Source organism: Halomonas flagellata, assembly GCF_022487945.1.
Taxonomy (GTDB): domain Bacteria; phylum Pseudomonadota; class Gammaproteobacteria; order Pseudomonadales; family Halomonadaceae; genus Halomonas; species Halomonas flagellata.
In genome coordinates this window covers 12468-30799 of record NZ_JAKVPY010000016.1, presented here as the reverse complement: position 1 = coordinate 30799, position 18332 = coordinate 12468, and the positions used below count along the sequence as shown (strand labels likewise).

Below are 18332 nucleotides of genomic sequence, written 5' to 3'. Positions count from 1 at the left end.
TACGCACCGGCGAAATAACGCCTGCCCTGTCGAAACGACGGGGCCTCGCTCGACCAGAGAGAGGACATCGATACGGAGGAACCCCTCATGCTGCTGAACACCTACCTCATCTTCAACGGCGACTGCCGCGCCGCCTTCGAGTTCTACCAGCGCTGCCTCGGCGGCGAGATCGCCGCGCTGCACCCCTACTCGGAGGCGCCAGAGGAGTGCGCCCAGGATGTGCCGCCGGAGCATCTCGACAAGATCATGCACGCCCGGCTGGTGGTGGACGGGCAGGTCCTGATGGGCTCCGACACCACCCCGGCATGCCCCGCCCCCTACGAAGGCATCAAGGGGGCCCATGTCTCGATCAGCGTCGACACCCCCGAAGAGGCCGAGCGGATCTTTCCCGCCCTGGCCGACAACGGCAGCGTCGTGATGCCTCTGGAGGAGACCTTCTGGGCCCTGCGTTTCGGCATGCTGGTCGACCGCTTCGGCGTGTCCTGGATGATCAACTGCGAACGGGAGGAGGCGCCGTCATGACCCCTTCGGGAGACACCGCCATGCACGAACACGACCCGCCCCATCCCCCCATCGTCACCCGCGACGCCTGGCTGACCGCCCGCAAGGCCCTGCTGGCCCTGACGCACCAGAGGGACGCGGTGAATGCCGCACGCCGGCGGCTGCCGATGGTGAAGCTCGACAAGGCCTACGTCTTCGACGGCCCGGCCGGCAAGACCCGCCTGCTCGACCTGTTCGAGGGGCGGCGTCAGCTCATCGTCTACCACTTCATGTTCGCTCCGGAGTGGGAGAAGGGCTGCAGCGGCTGCACGGGGTTCGTCAACGCCCTGGGGGACCTATCGCTGCTCCATGAGCGCGATACCAGCTTCGCACTGGTCTCCCGGGCACCGCTGGCCAAGCTCGAGGCCTACAAGGCCGAGCAGAGTTGGCACTGGCCCTGGGTGTCGTCGCTCGACAGCGACTTCAACTACGACTTCCACGTCACCCTCGACGCGTCCGTTGCGCCGCCCGAGTACAACTACCGCAGCCGGGAGGAACTCGAGGCGCGCACCGGCGAGCCCCACTTCATGAGCGGCGAGTGCCACGGGCTGAGCGTCTTCTTCCGTCTGGGCGAGGAGCTCTTCCACAGCTATTCGACCTACGCCCGGGGCTGCGAGAGCCTCACCGACGCCTACGCCCTGCTCGACACCACGCCCTACAGCCGGCAGGAGGACTTCGAGGACTCGCCGCCGGGCTGGCCGCAGCGGCCGACCTACGGTTGATCGGGCACGACGCCGGGCCTCTTGTCAGAGGTCTAGATGTGGGCCCTCGATAGGCCCGGCGAGAGCTTCTTCGCACTCCAACCGGTTTTCTAAGACATTGCCGCCTTGGAGTGTAAGAGATCAACGACATCGCCATATTTGGCTTGAACAACGAACAGCAACAACTACCATTTAAACATGACCAAAAAAACCTAAAAAATCACCACTCTGTTATCATAAAAATAGCCATACATCGGAATAAAATACTTCAATAAACACAAGAATCCACTCCAATATCTGCGCACTTACCCCCTAAACGCCATTATCACTTTTTCCGCAAATCAATCGATTACATCAACACTGACATCCTCACAACCACGCCTTCACGTTTTCATCATCCCAGGTTTCTCAAGGAATCACCCTCGATGTATGAAGATTCTCCTACGCCAACGGACGCGGATGGCACTTACGAAGTACCGGAAATCCCCAAACCGGAGGGAGGAGGGTCTTTGGGGGGTGCGGAACGCTTCCGCCTCGACACGGCATCGGGCTCGGCACGATTCGAGATCCCGCTTCCGGGACCAGAGGCACGAGGTCTGGCACCTGAACTCGCGCTTGTCTACCGCGGTGGTACCGAGAACGGGCTTTTCGGGCTAGGGGTCGGGATGGATCTACCCGCGATCTCGCGACGCACGGCCCTGGGTGTTCCGCGCTATGACGAATCCGATCACTTTGTCACCGAATCCGGCGACGTCCTGACACCACGCCGCGCCCTGATCCATGGTAGTTGGCAACGGGTCCGTCGCTGGGAAACCCGGGACGGCGTGACCTACCGGGTCACCGACTATCGTCGGCGTATCGAATCCACCTTTGACCGGATCGAATACTGGGAAAGCACTCAAGGACCCGCAGCGTTCTGGACGATCACCGATCACGACAACGTCACCTCGGTTTTCGGCCGCACTGACGCCAGTCGGCTCGTTGACCCAGACGCACCAGAGCGCATCTTTCGATGGATGATTGAGGAACGTCGGGACGCCAAGGGCAATTGGATCACCCATGGATACGACAAAGATGACACGTCCCGCTACGCCAGCCTCTATCCCACCACCATCGCCTTCGCGCCATTCCCCGACGAGGACAACGAGGCAATGGCCTATCGCTATGTGTTCGATTACGGCGATAGTGAAAGCTGCGCGCCCTCTTCCCGACCCGACGTGGTCATCTCCTTCCGTCCCGGATTCGAACTGCGGGTGGCACGGCGTTGCACCGCGATAGGCCTGGAGCATTACTTCCCTGGTGACCTCGGGCCCGAGCCGGTCCGGGTTCAGGAAGTCCGCCTAGCCTATGCCGAAGCCTGGGACTTGTCCCTACTGGAGTCCGTCACGCGCGTCGGCTATGGCACAAGCCAGTCACCCAACGTGGAGAAGGCCAGCCCTCCGATTTCCCTAGGCTTCACCGAATGGCAGCCAGAAGAAGCCGCCTTCGCCCTCCTGAACTCCCCCCCACAATGCCCCATCCCCTCGGATAACCGCGACGGAGCTTTACGCTTCGCAGATCTGCTCGGTGAAGGGGTGCCCGGAGTGCTGAGCCAGGCCAGTGAATCCGATAGCGCCCATTACTGGCCACCGGAGGGAGGCGGCATGCTCGGTCCGCCCACGCCACTACCGAGTGCGCCGGTGAGCGCCCTGGACAAGCCAACACGGCACGCATTGCTGGACCTTTCAGGACTCGGCCATCTCGATGCGGTAACCCTGACGGCAGGCCAGTCGGGATACTTCGGCAACAACGGTGACGGCACTTGGGCAGCCTTCCAAGCCTTCCAAGACGCACCTCTAGGCCTGGAGGACCCATCAGCGGCTTTCGTGGACCTGCGCGGCAATGGCCGGCCTGACCTCGTCAGCAATGGCCCGGCCGATTGGCGCATCAACGACTGCCAGGGCCGAGTGGGCTACCAGCCGGCCCGGCCAACCTCTCCCCCCAAGGGGGCCTTCGACTATGGCGAAGCGGGCGAGGCCGCACGCATCCAGTTCGCCAATGTCTTCGGCGACGGCTTGTCTCATCTCGTCCGGATATCGAGCGGATGCGTGAGAATCTGGCCCAACCTGGGCGGAGGGCGATTCGGGCCACCGCGTGATGTATCCATCGGAAGCTTTCCGACGTCGGTGACCACGCAGGACATCTTGATGGCCGACCTCACCGGTGCAGGCGGTACGGACATCTGCGTGTTCGGGCCAACGCATATCACGATTTACCAGAATCACTACGGACAGCGTTTTTCCCACGTTCGAACCCTACCCCTCCCCATGAATAACTCTCGCCTGGCTTCGATGAGCGCCGCCGATCTCGACGGTATCGGCGTATCACGGATCATCATTGGCACAGGTGTTCCCAGCGAGGCGCAGTGGACCCTTGATCTCGCCAACGGCATACAGCCGTTTTTACTGAATCGTATCGACAATGGCATGGGACGCCAGACCCAGCTGACCTACCGAAGTTCCACCGCCTACTATTTCGCGGCCCGCGCCACGGGAAAACCGTGGCAGATCCGCTCGCCCTTTCCGGTGAACGTGGTAGAAAGTGTCGCCCAGCGGGATGCCATCTCGGGGGCAACCCTGACTCGATTCATCGAGTACCGGGACGGCTATTTCGATCCCGTTGATCGCCAGTTTGCAGGATTCGCTTACGCTCAGGTGCGCGACCATCCGGTGATGGACCCGGAAGCTTGGCAATTCACACCGCCCCAGCACCTCGCCCAGGCGTCTCTGGAACCTGGTGTCGAGCCCCTGTTTACGCGGACATGGTCCCATGTAGGCGACATGAGCCACGCCAGCGTGCTGCGCGAGTCCATGCTGAAACACGCCTATCGCGGTGGCCCGGAGCCCCTGGTGCTTCCCCGCCCCTACTTCGATCCACTCATTGACGGCGCCGACGCCGAGACCCGACGCCTTGCCTGGCGAGCACTGGCCAACCACCCGATCCGCTCTGAAGCCTTTCCTGTCGATGCGGACGGAATGATCGCGTCGACTCCCTTCGGGGTGGATCAGAGCGCTTACGCTGTACGCCTCGTTCAACCTGCCATGGATGGCCAACCTGCCGTGGTCCAGGTGCTCGCGCGCGAAACTGCCCGCACCAGCTACGAGCGCCAGGCCGATGATCCCCAGACCTTCCATGTACTCAAGACCGCCTTCGATGACTTCGGGCAATGGACTCGCTCACTGAAGATCGGCTACGCGCGCTTCCCCATGGAAGACCGGGACATCCTGCCCAGCCAGGCGAGTACAGGGCTGCGCCTGACCACGCGTGGGCTGATCAATCATGTGGATGGCGCCTATCGTAACGCCAGCGGCGGAACGGCAACCCCACTGGCGACAGAAGATGGCACCTCATCCCATTTCGTTGGCCTGCCCTTCGCCAAGCAATCCTTCGAACTGGCTGGGTTCCCCCAACCCATCCCCTATTTCAGCTACAACGACGCCGTAGCCGTCGTAGCTGACTGCCTGCAAAAAGTGCTGGCCTATGGGGAACCCTTCACGGGCGAGGCCGAGGCACAACTCTTCCACTGGACTCGGATCTTCTACTGGGAAACGGACCAGACAACACCCGCTGCCTTACAGCAAACGGGCCCCCAAGCCCTGGTTCATCATACGGCAAAGGCCACCTTCTCCGATGCCTTCGTATCGTCCTACTACGGTGGCGAAGTGGATCAAGCACTGCTCGCCGACCAAGGCGGTTACGTACATGAGGATGGCTATTGGTGGTGGACAGGCGATACCGTCCATTACGCAGGACTGACAGGCCATCACCTCCCTACCGAAACAATCGATCCGTTTGGCACCACGATGCGGATCAAACACGACGCCTATGACCTCTTCATCATCCAGCGAGTCAATGCCAAGGGCGACAAGGTGAGCGCCGTCTATGACTACCGAGCGCTCTCACCCGCGCGAATCGTCGACGAGAACAACAATGCCACGGAGTTCGCCTACGACCCTCTGTCAGAAGTTCTCCTGCGTGCCGTGTACGGCACCGAGGGCGACACCATCATCGGCGACCGCCCGCTCTCGGATTACAGCCCTCATCCCGTGGCCTCGCCAGGGGAGGTCCTGGCCGACCCAGCCAAGTATCTCCAAGGGGCGGGCCGATATTTCCTCTATGATCTCGAGGCTTGGAATCACCATCCTCGTCTGCCACCGTTCACTTTGGAATTGGAGCGTCGCCAGTTCGCTCGGACAGTGTACGAGGACGAGAGTGAGCAAGATGCCATTGCCATCACGCTCCGGTACTTCGACGGTGCTGGCCGGGACCTGGCTACCGCGGAGTTGGTGAGTGGACAACCTCCCTACCCACTTTTCGGTGACAGCACGCCACGACTGGCGACACAACCGCCCTCCGCCGGCGCCGCCCAGGCGACCGAATGGCGGATCACCCACCAAGTGCGTTACGACAATCGAGGCGATGTCGTCACTCGTTATCAACCCTATTTCGCTACCGTGCCCGCGTATCAGGCGCGTCCCGACGTGGCACATTGGTCCCTGCGTCACGATGGCCTACATCGGGAAATCAAAACTGAGACACCCAAGGGCTTCTTGACCCGCACCGAGTACGGCGCCTGGTCCGAGACCCATTGGGACGAAGACGATTTGGTCACCCGTTCGCCCTACTACATCGACCATATTGACGACCCGAACACGCCAGCGGCAGAAAAGGAAGCGCTAAGACAAGCAGCAGACTTCGAGAACACGCCTCTGGTCACAGTCCGTGATGTACTAGGCAGAACGACACAAACCATCCAGTATCTCGTTTCCTCTTTCGGCGAGGCGCTCAAAACCTATGCCTGGTACAACGCTCAGGATAAGGAAACCGCCTTCGCCGATGCGCGCTTCTACAACGCAGAAAATCCAGAATACCCGTTCTATTATAATTATCTAGTGGCGTACGACATGCTCGGCCACGGCGTCTGGCAAAAAAGCGCCGACTCCGGCAATGCCCCGCTGCAGACTGTCGAGGACGGCATCGCGCAGCGGCGCCTGTTCGATGGCGATGGCCAGCCCATCGCCGAATGGAATCGCCGTGGCTATCGACTCGACACCACCTATGATGCACTACGCCAGCCTATCGAACTTCGGGTCCGCGGGGCGAATATCGACGTCGTGGTACAGCGCTTTGCTTACGGCGACGACCCCGATACGAACACGGTGAACCGGATCGTCACGATCTGGGACCAGGCAGGTGTTCTGCGTACGGATACCTATACGATCCTCGGTGAGCCAATGGCCTTCTCACGCCAGTTCACCACCGATCCCGAAGCCTCTGTCGACTGGCAACATCCAGATACGGTTCCCCTACAGGATAATATCTGGGCCTGGAACAAATCCTGGAACGCCGTATCCGAGCAGATCATGGAGACGGCCCCGAACGGCGCATGCGCGCATACTTCGTATACGCTGAACGGCTGGGCCAACTCGGTGTCGTTGGCAGCATCATCAACCGCAGACGCCGGCACCTTCTCCGAGATCGCAACGATTACATCCTTTGCCACGGACGGACGCCCGCGGACACTCACCTTTCCCGGGGCCGCCGAGGTGAATGCCGACTACGATCCAGCGACGTTACGCCTGACGGCGACCCGTGGAGGGACGTCGTCAGGGAATGCCCTGCTTAAGCTTGGTTACATCTATGATCCCGTCGGCAATGTCACCCAGATTGTCGACGCTACACCGATTGGGGGCGGCGATTCCGACATACGGCATTATCGTTATGACGCGCTCTACCGCCTGCGCCACGCGACGGGCCGCCGCCAGGCCCGGACTGGACATGGTACGCCCGAGCGCTATGCACGAACCTATACATTCGACCCATCCAACAACCTGACCGCCCGGCTCGACGACGCGGGCGAGGACTTCTCGACCGTCTACAGCGTCTCTCCCTCATCAAATCACGCCGTCACCGAAGCCATGTCGCGGGACAACGCACCGGACAACTACTTCGATGCAGACGGCCTGATGACAGCATTGCCCGAGGGGGTGATGCTGTCCTACGACCCGCTGAGCCAACTAAGGCGGGTTCAAACATCTCAGGCCCAGGGCACCTACCAGTACGGCGCCGATGGTGTGCGCGTTCGCAAATCCCTGGTCTCGGAAGACGACGGTGTGACGGAAGAAACCGTTTACCTGGAGAACTTCATTGCCACCGGTGGCACACAGGGGCGCGGTGAACTGACTCTCTTTCTGAGCGACCGGCTCATGGCGGTCGTCCATTATCCAAGCGCCTCTTCCACGAACGGCGCCACCCCCCGCCTCCAACTCTCGGACCGAATCCACTCGGTCGCCTACGAACTGGCCGCGGACGGCTCGGTATTGAATGGCCAGACTTACTACCCCTTCGGCGAGACAGCGATCTACATCATGCCGGCGACAGATGCGGTCGAGAGCAAGCGTTACCAATTCGCCGGGCGTGAATGGGATCCCGAGAGCGGCCTCTACCACTTTCCGGCCCGAGCCTACTCACCAAGCTTGGGGCGCTGGCTCACCCCGGACCCGGCGGGAACCATCGATGGCCCGAACCTGTTTGCTTACGTTCAGAACAATCCGATCAGTCGGATCGACCCCAGCGGCGAGAATGGCGGCGACGGCGACAACCGGATAAGCGGCGGTGATGCTCTCTTCAAGGGCATGAAGGTCACAAACAAGGTTAGTGTCTTCTCCAACGCGATCGGCGAATTCATGGGCATACCGATCCACCACGTCGCTACCAGCCTCAAATCCCCCGTGCTGCAGTTCCTTGCTGCCCAGTCGGTCGCCTTCGGTGGAACCGCGGCCATCGGTGGCATCTTCGGCGCGGGTTATTACGCACGCGACATGCAGAAAAAAGGGGTGACCCCCTACAACGTCACTTCCTTCGCCGGGAACCTGCTTTTCGCCGCCGAGGGGGTCATGATCTATCGGACGATCCTCGCGACCACGGATCATGCCCTGCACTTGGCCCACCAGCGTATTGGGGTGGTCGGCTTCATCGCCGATACCTTGAAGATCCCCAAGGCGATAAAGGACAAGGACTACGGGTCAGCGGGGCTCTACTACTCTCTGGCGCTAGGAAATCTGCGTAGCGCCATGACCCAAAGCCAGGCGGCACGACTCTACACGGGAATCTTCCAAGGTTTCACCGCGGCTTACAACACCCTCAAGCCGCAGGGGTACGGTGCTATCACACGCAGCACGGTTCTCAATGGAGCGACTCTGGCTTCCCGCATATCTGGCCCACAGATATTCGCTCCTTATCTCGTAGGTTATCTGGCATACCAATGGTACAAGTCTTCCGAAAACTGAAAGAAACGAAGCCAGAAATACAACAAAGAGCCGCCAATGTCGCTTTTTAAAACCGTCATAGAGGATCAAGGAAATGAGCGGGGTAAAGGTACAGCTCGCGTCTCCCAGGTTCACCGACTTCTTCGCAGACAACGACGATTTCGACCTGATGACACATGACTTCTTCGACCCACAAGCCCGTCAGGATTTGAAGGGTGAACGAGCGGTCCTGGAAGAACACCTCGAGGCTCTCAAGCCCTACCAGCGTCTCTTCCGGCTATTTCCCAGCGAACGACTGAGCGAGCACTTGGCCGCTACGCAGGGCCCCTCCTCAATCGAGCGTATCGCCGCCGGCCTGATAGACTTCGGCTATGATTCGGCCCACCTTATTGCTGCGGCCTCACCACTACGATTTGAACGTGAATGCCTCTCGATCTTCGGCGGTGACGCTCCCTTTACCCGGGAGGTACGACGCCGCGCGGGACAAGTGATGGCCGCCGCCCGTCACGCCTTCGCCAACGCACGGAGCCTCGCGGCCTCGCCCTTCGATGCCTCCAGCGTCGTCAAATACGCGGAGCCAGAGGTCACGGAGTATTTTCAATCCCTACCCAGCTACCAGAGCCTATTCGGTTCCCTCGACTACATCGAGGTGCCTCATGGTGCGTCCATTTTCGGGCCAGCGGCCTATCTGCTCGACATCATGCGTATCACCGATGAATACATTACCGACTATAACGAAGCAACGATCCCATCGGGGTTCACCCTAAGAGAACGGCGCCCCGATCTGTTCGATCAGGTCAAGCTCGATGCGGCCACCACCACGGCCACCCTGCCTTATATCTCCCTCGTCAACGAGATCATGGAAGCCCGGCTGGCCACGGCGCTGGACGGCGATCCTTACGAAACCCTCACCCTCGCCCCCTACCCCTTCAATCTGCCGTTCAACCGGCCTTGGGTCGCAACCCGTCGTTACGTCGCCAAGACAGGATCCTCCCTGGAGGCCATCGGCCAGGCAATGCTGGCATCACCGCCTGAGGTACCGAACGACAGGCGCTCCACTCTGGCCACGACCGCGCTCGGCCTATGTCCAGAACAGGTGGAGGAGCTGACCACGGTCAACAGCGATGACGCCACCATCGGCGCCCAATACGGCTTGAGCGCGGTGTCCGACGCCATGCCCAAGGAAGGGAATGGCCAGATCGCCTTCACCAAGGGCGAATTCACAGCGACCGGCGTGAACGTCAACCTGGACGAGGTGTTCAGCGTCGGGCAACGCCTCGAGACCGAAGGTCAGCTCCGTACGGTGACCGCCATCTCCAAGCAGGGAGAGATCACCGTCGACGTACCCTGGGTCTCGGACAGTGCGGGAACGACCTACCGAGTTCACGGGTTTCCCGTCGATTTGACCAATGCCTCGTGCTTCCGCGACATCGCCGGGAGAGTGAGTTTTCAAAGGCTGCAAACCCTGCTCACCCAACAATTAAGCCCGGCGGAGTGGGCTGCGAAGGAGGCCAATGCCTTCTTCATCAACCACACCGACGAGGGGCTGGACCCCATGGCCCAGCAGCAGGGCGACCCCACGCTGGGGAACGTGGTCACCAGCCTTGCCAACGTCTCGCCGAAGCGGCTCGACCGGCTCAGTCGCTTCATCCGTCTGGTCAACTGGTGCAACGTGGATGCCACGGCCGCCGACTGGTTAATGCGCGTGGCCGATGCCTCAGACATCACCCCCGACTTCCTGGTTGTCCTCACCGCCACCAAGCGACTCGCCGAGGATCTCAGACTGGACCTGGATACCTCGGCAGCAATGGCGGGCCCCTTCAAGACGTCGGGTAAGGGCGATGGACCGACGTCGACCGCCCCCTTCGACAACGTCTTCAACTCGCCCTCCTTGCTCAAGGGTGCCGACCCCTACACCGCTCGTGATCCGATTCCCTTCGACCCCACTCGCCCTCTGGCTTGGGCACCTGGAGGCTTGACCGGGAGCGGCGTCACCGGAAACCTACGGGCGGCAACGGCATCGACGGCGACCTTGGCGACGAAGGCGCCGGACCGCGACGGCCATTTCGATGGTTTCCAGATTACCATCACGAAAGGGCCCGGTGCCGGTCAGAAGCGAATCATTCGCACCTACAACGGCACCGACCGCCAGGTGACGCTCTACGAAGACTGGCAAGACACTCCGGATAAGCGCTCCGAATACGCTATCGTAAATACCTCGGACCTGACGGACAGGTTGGCCGCTGCGCTCTCCACACGGCAGAGCGAATTAGCCATGCTTGGCGACTACTATCAGGCGGAAAACTTTCCTGATGAGCCTGGCATTACGCTCGATCTCTCTGCACTAACTGGGCTATGGCGATTAGCCCGAATGGCTAGCACCTATCGACTGTCCATTACCGAATACCTGGTGGTCCGACGCCTTGCTGGTGTGACGGGTGTCTACGCCACCGACACCCAGACAGCGCTCGATGATGCCCACGCTGCCATCGCGATGATTGAATGGTTGCGTGCCCGCAAGATGTCCGCGTATGAGCTGGACTACATCGAGAATGGCACCTTATCCCGCCACGTTCTGCCGCGTTTCGACCGCAAACAAACCGGAGGTATTCTCAAGCATCTTGCTTCGTCCACAGCGAATCTTCGACTCACGTCCGATACGCTGAGCACCGCGGGTTTTTCCAGGACCATTAGCGAGGAATTGATCCATGGACTGACGGAAATGGGGATGCTGGATGCCGGCGGTCTCGTGCTACCCCACGACGAACTCTTCATCCAGACATCAGCCGACTTTCCGATCACTGCCGAGAGCCTGCGCATGCTCGGATTAAGCGCCAAGGAAGTGGATGCTACTCTCGCCACCCTTACCGAATTGCGCCCGGCCTATCTTCAATCTACGAAAGCGGACTCCTGGGCACTGACCGCCAGCTATCCACCAGGCAACACTCTCGACTTCCTCTGTATCGACTTGCCCAATGCTTCCAGTAAGCAGGCTAACATCAGCGCCTATCTGGATAGCGTAGCACAAAGGACTGCCTGCCAGATCATCTCACCCTTGCTTCCCTTTTCTGCGGCCACGGGCTTTCAGACACAGACAATCGGCACGCCGCAGTCGCGCCGCATTTTCGAGTGCCTGCAGACTGTTAACCCCGCGGTATTGATCGCCACGCAAAGTAAAGATCTCGCCTATCTGAGCGCCACTTACGACGGTTCGAGCTCGGGATGGGAGCTCTTCACCAGTCAAGCTACCGGCCAATCCAAGGTGGTGAGTGCCTACACAGGCTCGGAGCGGCGCGTCACCCTCGCCTCGGACTGGTCACCCCTTCCCGACGCCTTCGCCTACTATGAGATCGCTAGAGAGGAAAGCCAGGGACAAGCCAAAGGCGGTGGCAGTGACGACATCACCCTGGCGCAAAGCGCCTCCGACGACGACGGCGCCTATCAGAACGACTACGTGGTTCTCACCGACGGACCCGGTGCCGGGCAACGTCGACTCATCTCTGCCTATGACGGCGCCCAGCATGTCGCTCAAGTGGCCAAGGCCTGGGAAACCGCCCCCGACGATACCTCAACTTACGTCATCGAGCGAATAGTGGCACGTGGCAATGTCCAGGCCGCGAGCTCCGATACGCTGACACTCGACGCTCGCGCTTCTAATCTCGACGACGCCTACGACGGCATGACGGTGTACCTGGTCCCAGACCCCGACGCCGAGAGCAAGACGCAGGAAGTATGCACCGCCCTCGATACCCGTCAGGACGAGATTGCCAATCTGGCTCAGGTGATCAACGAAGTGCAGACAACCCAGAGCGCTGCGGTGACAAGTGGCTGCGCCGAGGTTCTGGACATTTCTTCGGCCCAGGCGCTGCTGGGCATGACCTATCTGGATGCGGACCCCAGGCCACGGCGCCTGATCCCGGTCTTTTTGGGTGGCGACACCGAGTCCAACCGAGACGCGGCGGGCAAGATCCTCGATGGTCTCTCCAGGTTCACCTTCGCCCGCACGAAGATCACCCTCACAGACTCGGTCTGGAGTGGGTTGGCGCGCGAACCCTGGCTTTACGATCTGGATCTCTCCCAGCCCTTGGCCCGCAGCAACCTGGTCCGGGAGGGTGCGCTTGAGTCGCTGGCGAAAAACCATGGCACCGATCCTGAGGCCATCTCGAACTATTTGGAGATCTGGACCGAGGTGGTCGGCGAGGATGCCAAGCTCGCCGCCCTCCACGATGCGCTGGGCTGGGAGCCAGAGGACACCCGGGTCCTGGACGCCTACCTGCGAGCATCAAGCACGGCCCCGGGCCAGAACCCCTACGAGCTGGATGGACTAACCAGGCTGGGCCCGAGCTTTGCGATCATCACTGACACCACGGCCAACGCTCACTTCCTCGTCCAGGTTGCCGACATGCTCAACACCCCCCCTCTTGGCCCGATCGGAGGCGATGTCAACACCGCCCAGTGGTCGCGCTTGAATGCCGTGTCTTCCGCTGCCCTGGGGGTGGTCGCCGTCCGCTATGGCGACGACGCCTTTCCCGGCGCCGCAGATCAGTTACGTCGCAGCGTGGATGTGGAAAAGCGCGATGCGCTGATGAATTCGCTTATCTGGACTCTGAGCCAGACCATTCCCACCATCACGATGCCATCGAGCCTGTTCGATTACCTGCTGATCGACGTGGAACAGAGTGGTTGCGATACCACCTCTCCGATCGCCCAAGGCATCACCTCGGTGCAGCTTTACATGCAACGCTGTCGGATGGCCCTGGAGCCAGGGATCGACGTGGATCACATCCCGCAGGTCTGGTGGAGCTGGATGAATGCCTACCGGCTATGGGAAGCCAACCGCAAGATTTTTCTCTATCCGGAGAACTACCTGGATCCCACTAATCGCAAGTCGGCCTCTCCCGAATTCAAGCGACTCGAATCTGATCTGCTACAGGGAAGGCCGACCGAAACCAATATCGCCAAGCGGCTGATGGAGTATTTCAATGCATTCGAGCAATTGAGCGAGCTAGTCCCCATCGGCGCCTGCAAGAAAGACCAGCGAGCCCTGGAGGGCGGCCAGATTGATGAAACCACACTGATCGTCGGACGCACCAACACCTCGCCCTACGGCTATTACGTTCGTGAATTCACGCGCAGCACCCTGCCCGAGGCGCCCAATGGCGCTACCTTTCGACAGTTGGAAGAGTGGCGCGCCTGGATCAACGTCGACGTCAAGGTTGACGCCCCCTATGTCACGCCGGTCTGGGCCTTCGAGCGCCTTTTCGTATTCTGGAACGAAGTCAATTCTACCAAGAGTTCCACGATCACCTCCAAGTCATCGGACACGGCTTCCAGTACCCAATCCATGTGGAGCATCACGCCACATTACACCTTCCAGACGACCACCGGAGACTGGTTGAGTCCACAGTCCCTGAGTGAACCCTTCGCCGTACGTGTCGCACCGAACACCTATTCCCCGGCCCAGAACCCGAACGTGCAATCGTCGTATACGGCGACCCAGCACTACTGGGCCCAGCCTCTGGCCCTGGCACTGCCTCGCGGTCTACCGGGTGCTGGAACACTGAGTTTCACCAAAGGCACCAAAACGGCCAACGGGAACGGAACCCGCTTCGAGGGTCAACTCTTGGCGGGCGACTTCATCGTCGCCAATGGCCAACAGCTCCAGGTGGAAAGCATCGGCGCCCAGAACCAGTCTCTGGTCTTGCGCACCGAGTTTGTGACCGACGGCAACGACACTCCCTTCAACGTCATCCCCAAGGATAGCAAACGCACACGCTATGCCCCCTTCGCGGGCCCCGGACTGGCCAACGTGGCAAAGAACTTCAATGTGGTAAATGGTGATGACGACACACGATTCACGGTCGATTTCATGGTTGGCGACTATATTGAAGTGAAAGGTGAAATCCGTACCGTCAACGCCATCTTCGATGATCACCAGATGACCGTAACTCGGACTTGGGGCCTGACCACACCCAACCCCGGCAAGCCTTACAAGATCATCCCGCGTGAGGACGGCGCCGAAAAACTGCTGGTGTTCTTCGGCCCCAACCTGGATCTTGACACCGATTATGGCGAGCTACCCTCCGGACCACCGCATGAGAACAACCCTGGTGAAGATCCGTTTATTTCCGCCAGCAATGCCTTCAACTCCGAACTTTACCATGGCATCAACCTCACCAATATTGTAAAGAACGACCCCCTTCTTCCCGACAATGGAGATATCACTGGTTATCGAAGCATCATGCTATCGCCCACGTTAGACAAGAGAGAAATTCGAGTTTTTTCACCCTTCTACACTGAAAGTGAATCTCAAACATCAAAGCTGGTCCGCACCGCCATAGACCGAGAAAACCAGACACTCTTCGCAGAAAGATCCGAACGCCCACTAGTATCATTGTATTGGGGAAGCAGCGCCCCAGGAAGCACCGCTAACCAACAAGATTTTACCAAAAAAGATCGCGCACTGCTCTACCATATAAACCCTGACAACGCCACCATTATCGCTATTAATAACCAGGTAGGGTGGTCGATATTTAATACCGACGAAGATTCCTTCCTGATTACGGTCAACAACCCGTCTCCTGTCGAAGTCGGAACAGGTGTCGTTCTCAAGACCTTTTCACTTACCCAGGCCCCTCAAAGGGATTCGGCTGCCACAGGGTCGATCATCAACAAACAGATGACCTTCGGACCCTATAGCCTCGACCGTCAGGAGTTCGAGGAACAAACCTATCGCATTTCACGATTGAATACTGGTGTTGGCCAGGCATTGAAGCAGCGGCTGTATGTAAGCATTGATCAACTCCTTTCTCTAGAGTCGCAGTTTCTTCCCGAGTCACCGTTCGATCAATACTACGCGACGCCTGAAGGTGCCCCGCCACCGGCTCTTGATAGCAACTATCTGCCGGAACCGGTTATGGACTTTTCCGGCTCATATGGACCTTATTTCTGGGAAATATTCTATCATGCTCCGACCTTGATAGCCGACTGGATGACTATCAACCAGGATCATCAGCAAGCGAAGGACTGGTATGAATATATCTTCAATCCTATGGCAAATAGCGATCCGCTTGGCGCCACAGGAAATGACCGGTACTGGCGATTCCGGCCGTTCCGTGAACACATGGATATCCCCTCGCTTCAGGAAATACTGACAAATACTTTAGAAATAAACCATTACAACAACGACCCGTTCGACCCACATGCCATTGCTAGGCTTCGCATATCCGCTTACGCCAAGTACACTGTTCTTCGCTACGTCGACAACCTGATTACTTGGGGTGACGCTCTCTTTACCCAGGACACCCGTGAGTCGATCACTCAAGCGACTAACCTCTACATCCTGGCGCGCGACTTGCTGGGAAGGAAACCGGAGGTGGTCGGAGTATTCGAGCAGTCAACCCCATTGACCTACGATGAAATCAAGTCCCATTATCCCGATGGTGGCATTCCTCAATTCTTGATCGACCTGGAGAACACCCCTTTCGTATCCGGCGCCTCGTCCGGGGCCGGCTACGCCGACGTGCCAATCAACGACATCCATGCGTACTTCGGAGTGCCTGACAATGCAGAACTGAGCACCTATTGGGAGACGATCGACGATCGACTCTACAAGATCCGTCACTGCATGAATATCAACGGCATGCGGCGCACCTTGGCCCTGTTCGCTCCTCCTCTCGATCCAGCCGCACTGATCGCCGGATTGGGCAGTGGTGGAGACATCGGCGGTGGTGCGCCTCCGGCACCCTACCCGATTCCCAACTACCGCTTCGGCTACCTGGTCTCGGTGGCCAAGTCGCTCACCGATCAGGTCACGCGACTCGGTACCGGCCTGCTTGCAGCGCTCGAGCGCAAGGATGCTGAGGCCCTGGCCCGGCTTCAACTCACCAATGAAGCCCAACTCCTGAGCCTTGGGACCGAAATCAAGGAAACGACAATTACCCAGATCGAGGAACAAATCGCTAGCCTAATGGATGCCAGAGCGGGTGCCGAAGAGCGTCAGTCTCACTATACCGACCTGATCGATGCCGGCCTGCTGCCGACAGAAGTTGCCCAAGAGACGACCCTGGGCATCGCCGGAGGCTTCAAGATGGGCGCCAGTATCTTGGGAGCAGCGGCTTCGGTGTCGGCTGCCTTCCCACAAGTCGGGTCGCCCTTCGCCATGACCTATGGTGGTAATCAGCTGGGCGCCAGTCTGCAGAACCTCGCCGGCTGGAGCTCGGCGCTCGCGAATGTTTTCGAGACCGCCAACCAGATCCTGGCCATTGAAGCGGCGCATGCCCGTCGAAAGGAAGAGTGGGAACTACAAAAGAGCCTGGCCGGGTTCGATATCGCGCAGTTCGACGCGCAGATCGCCGCCACCCAGGCACAACTTGAGATCGCCCAGCGTGACCTGCAGATTCATGCCTCTCAGATCGACCAGAATCAGGCGACCCAGGATGCCTACAAGACCAAGTTCACCAACGAGAGCCTCTATTCCTGGATGGCGGGAAAACTCGCCAGCACCTACTTCCAAGCCTATGGTCTGGCCCTCGAATTTGCCCGCATGGCCCAACGGGCCTACCAGTTCGAATACCGCTCGGATAGCACCTACATCGCCGCGAGCTACTGGGATGACCTTCACAAGGGGCTGACCGCAGGAGAGCAGCTCGGCCAGGCCCTCAGCCAACTCGAGGGCTCCTATATCCGCTCCGGGGCACGGATCCAGAACATCACCAAGGTCATTTCCCTGCGCGCCCTGGATCCGGTTGCCTTCCTGAGCTTCCTCGCCACCGGGAAAACCCATTTCGACCTTCCCGAGCGTATTTTCGACGAAGACTTCCCAGGGCAGTACAAGCGACGGATCGCCTCGGTGAAGGTGTCACTCCCCGCCGTCGTCGGTCCCTATCGCAATATCCACGCCACCCTGACTCAGACCGCCAACCGCGTGGTGCTACAACCGGACCTCGACGCCGTGAAGTTTCTCCTCGGCGAGGATACGGAGGTCAAGGCAGGAGTGATCGAACATAATGTCCGCGCCTACCAGAAAATCTCCTTGTCCAAGGGACAGGGAGATACCGGCGTGTTCCAGCCAGAAGCGTCCGACTCTCTCTACCTGCCTTTCGAGCAGACGGGGGTGGTCTCTTCCTGGCAACTCTGCATGCCGAAACCATCGAACCTGATCGACTTCGAATCGATCTCGGACGTGATCCTGGAGATTCAGTATACCGCTGTCGACGGCGGAGCCCGGTTCACCGAACAGGTGGCAGGCCTGGCGGCGCTGCGTGAACGCCAGTGGACCGAACTCATCCAGCCAGCGCTACAGTACCAGCCTGACTGGAGTGCCTTCATGACAGGCCCGGTGACAGGTGAACGACAGACGCTGCGCCTCACGGCTCAGCGTCTGGTGCCACCGAACACATCGCAGCCGGAATGTCTCGGCGCCTACCTCCGTCTCGAGGTACCCGAAGGCACCACACTCAGCTCGCAACACCCTTATCTGACGATATCCATCGCCGGCGCAGATCCCGTCACCCTCCTGCCTTCGGCCGACGGCACAGCTTACGCCATGTTCGAACGACCCGTTCCACTCGAGGGTGGGGACGCAGAAATCGCCGTCAGTTTCGACCTGCGCCCGGCCTACACCCCATCCAGCCTACGTGATGCCTCGGGGGAGCGCCTCGACCCCGCCGTACTGCGGGACATTCAGCTCGTGCCCTTCCTCTCCGGTCGGACCTAGGACACGACATCAGCTGCGGCGACCGAAGACCGGCCGCCGTGTTCCATCGGTACCCTTGAAGGAGAT

The 18332-nt window shown here is 59.7% G+C and carries 4 protein-coding genes; all 4 read left to right on the top strand.

The window, feature by feature from the left end; translation table 11 throughout:
* The first annotated feature begins 87 nt into the window (after nt 1-87).
* The 4 genes from MKP05_RS13680 (at nt 88) to MKP05_RS13665 (ending at nt 18266) form a co-directional block, all read left to right on the top strand.
* Nucleotides 88-522, top strand: coding sequence for a VOC family protein (locus MKP05_RS13680; RefSeq protein WP_240568789.1), 435 nt, complete (start codon nt 88-90; stop codon nt 520-522).
* Nucleotides 519-1262, top strand: a complete 744-nt coding sequence (locus MKP05_RS13675) for a DUF899 domain-containing protein (protein ID WP_240568788.1) — start codon at nt 519-521, stop codon at nt 1260-1262. The genes MKP05_RS13680 and MKP05_RS13675 overlap by 4 nt, the downstream gene beginning before the upstream one ends.
* Before the next feature lie 404 nt (nt 1263-1666).
* Nucleotides 1667-8569, top strand: coding sequence for a SpvB/TcaC N-terminal domain-containing protein (locus MKP05_RS13670; RefSeq protein ID WP_240568787.1), 6903 nt, complete (start codon nt 1667-1669; stop codon nt 8567-8569).
* 73 nt (nt 8570-8642) lie between these two features.
* Nucleotides 8643-18266 (top strand): Tc toxin subunit A-related protein, encoded by a 9624-nt coding sequence (locus tag MKP05_RS13665; protein ID WP_240568786.1) that lies wholly within the window; start codon nt 8643-8645, stop codon nt 18264-18266.
* Nucleotides 18267-18332 lie beyond the last annotated feature (66 nt).

What these genes read in the sequence shown, in the direction of transcription:
- MKP05_RS13680 (WP_240568789.1), top strand. Translation starts at nt 88, where the DNA reads ATGCTGCTGAACACCTACCTCATCTTCAACGGCGACTGCCGCGCCGCC.
- MKP05_RS13675 (WP_240568788.1), top strand. Translation starts at nt 519, where the DNA reads ATGACCCCTTCGGGAGACACCGCCATGCACGAACACGACCCGCCCCAT.
- MKP05_RS13670 (WP_240568787.1), top strand. Translation starts at nt 1,667, where the DNA reads ATGTATGAAGATTCTCCTACGCCAACGGACGCGGATGGCACTTACGAA.
- MKP05_RS13665 (WP_240568786.1), top strand. Translation starts at nt 8,643, where the DNA reads ATGAGCGGGGTAAAGGTACAGCTCGCGTCTCCCAGGTTCACCGACTTC.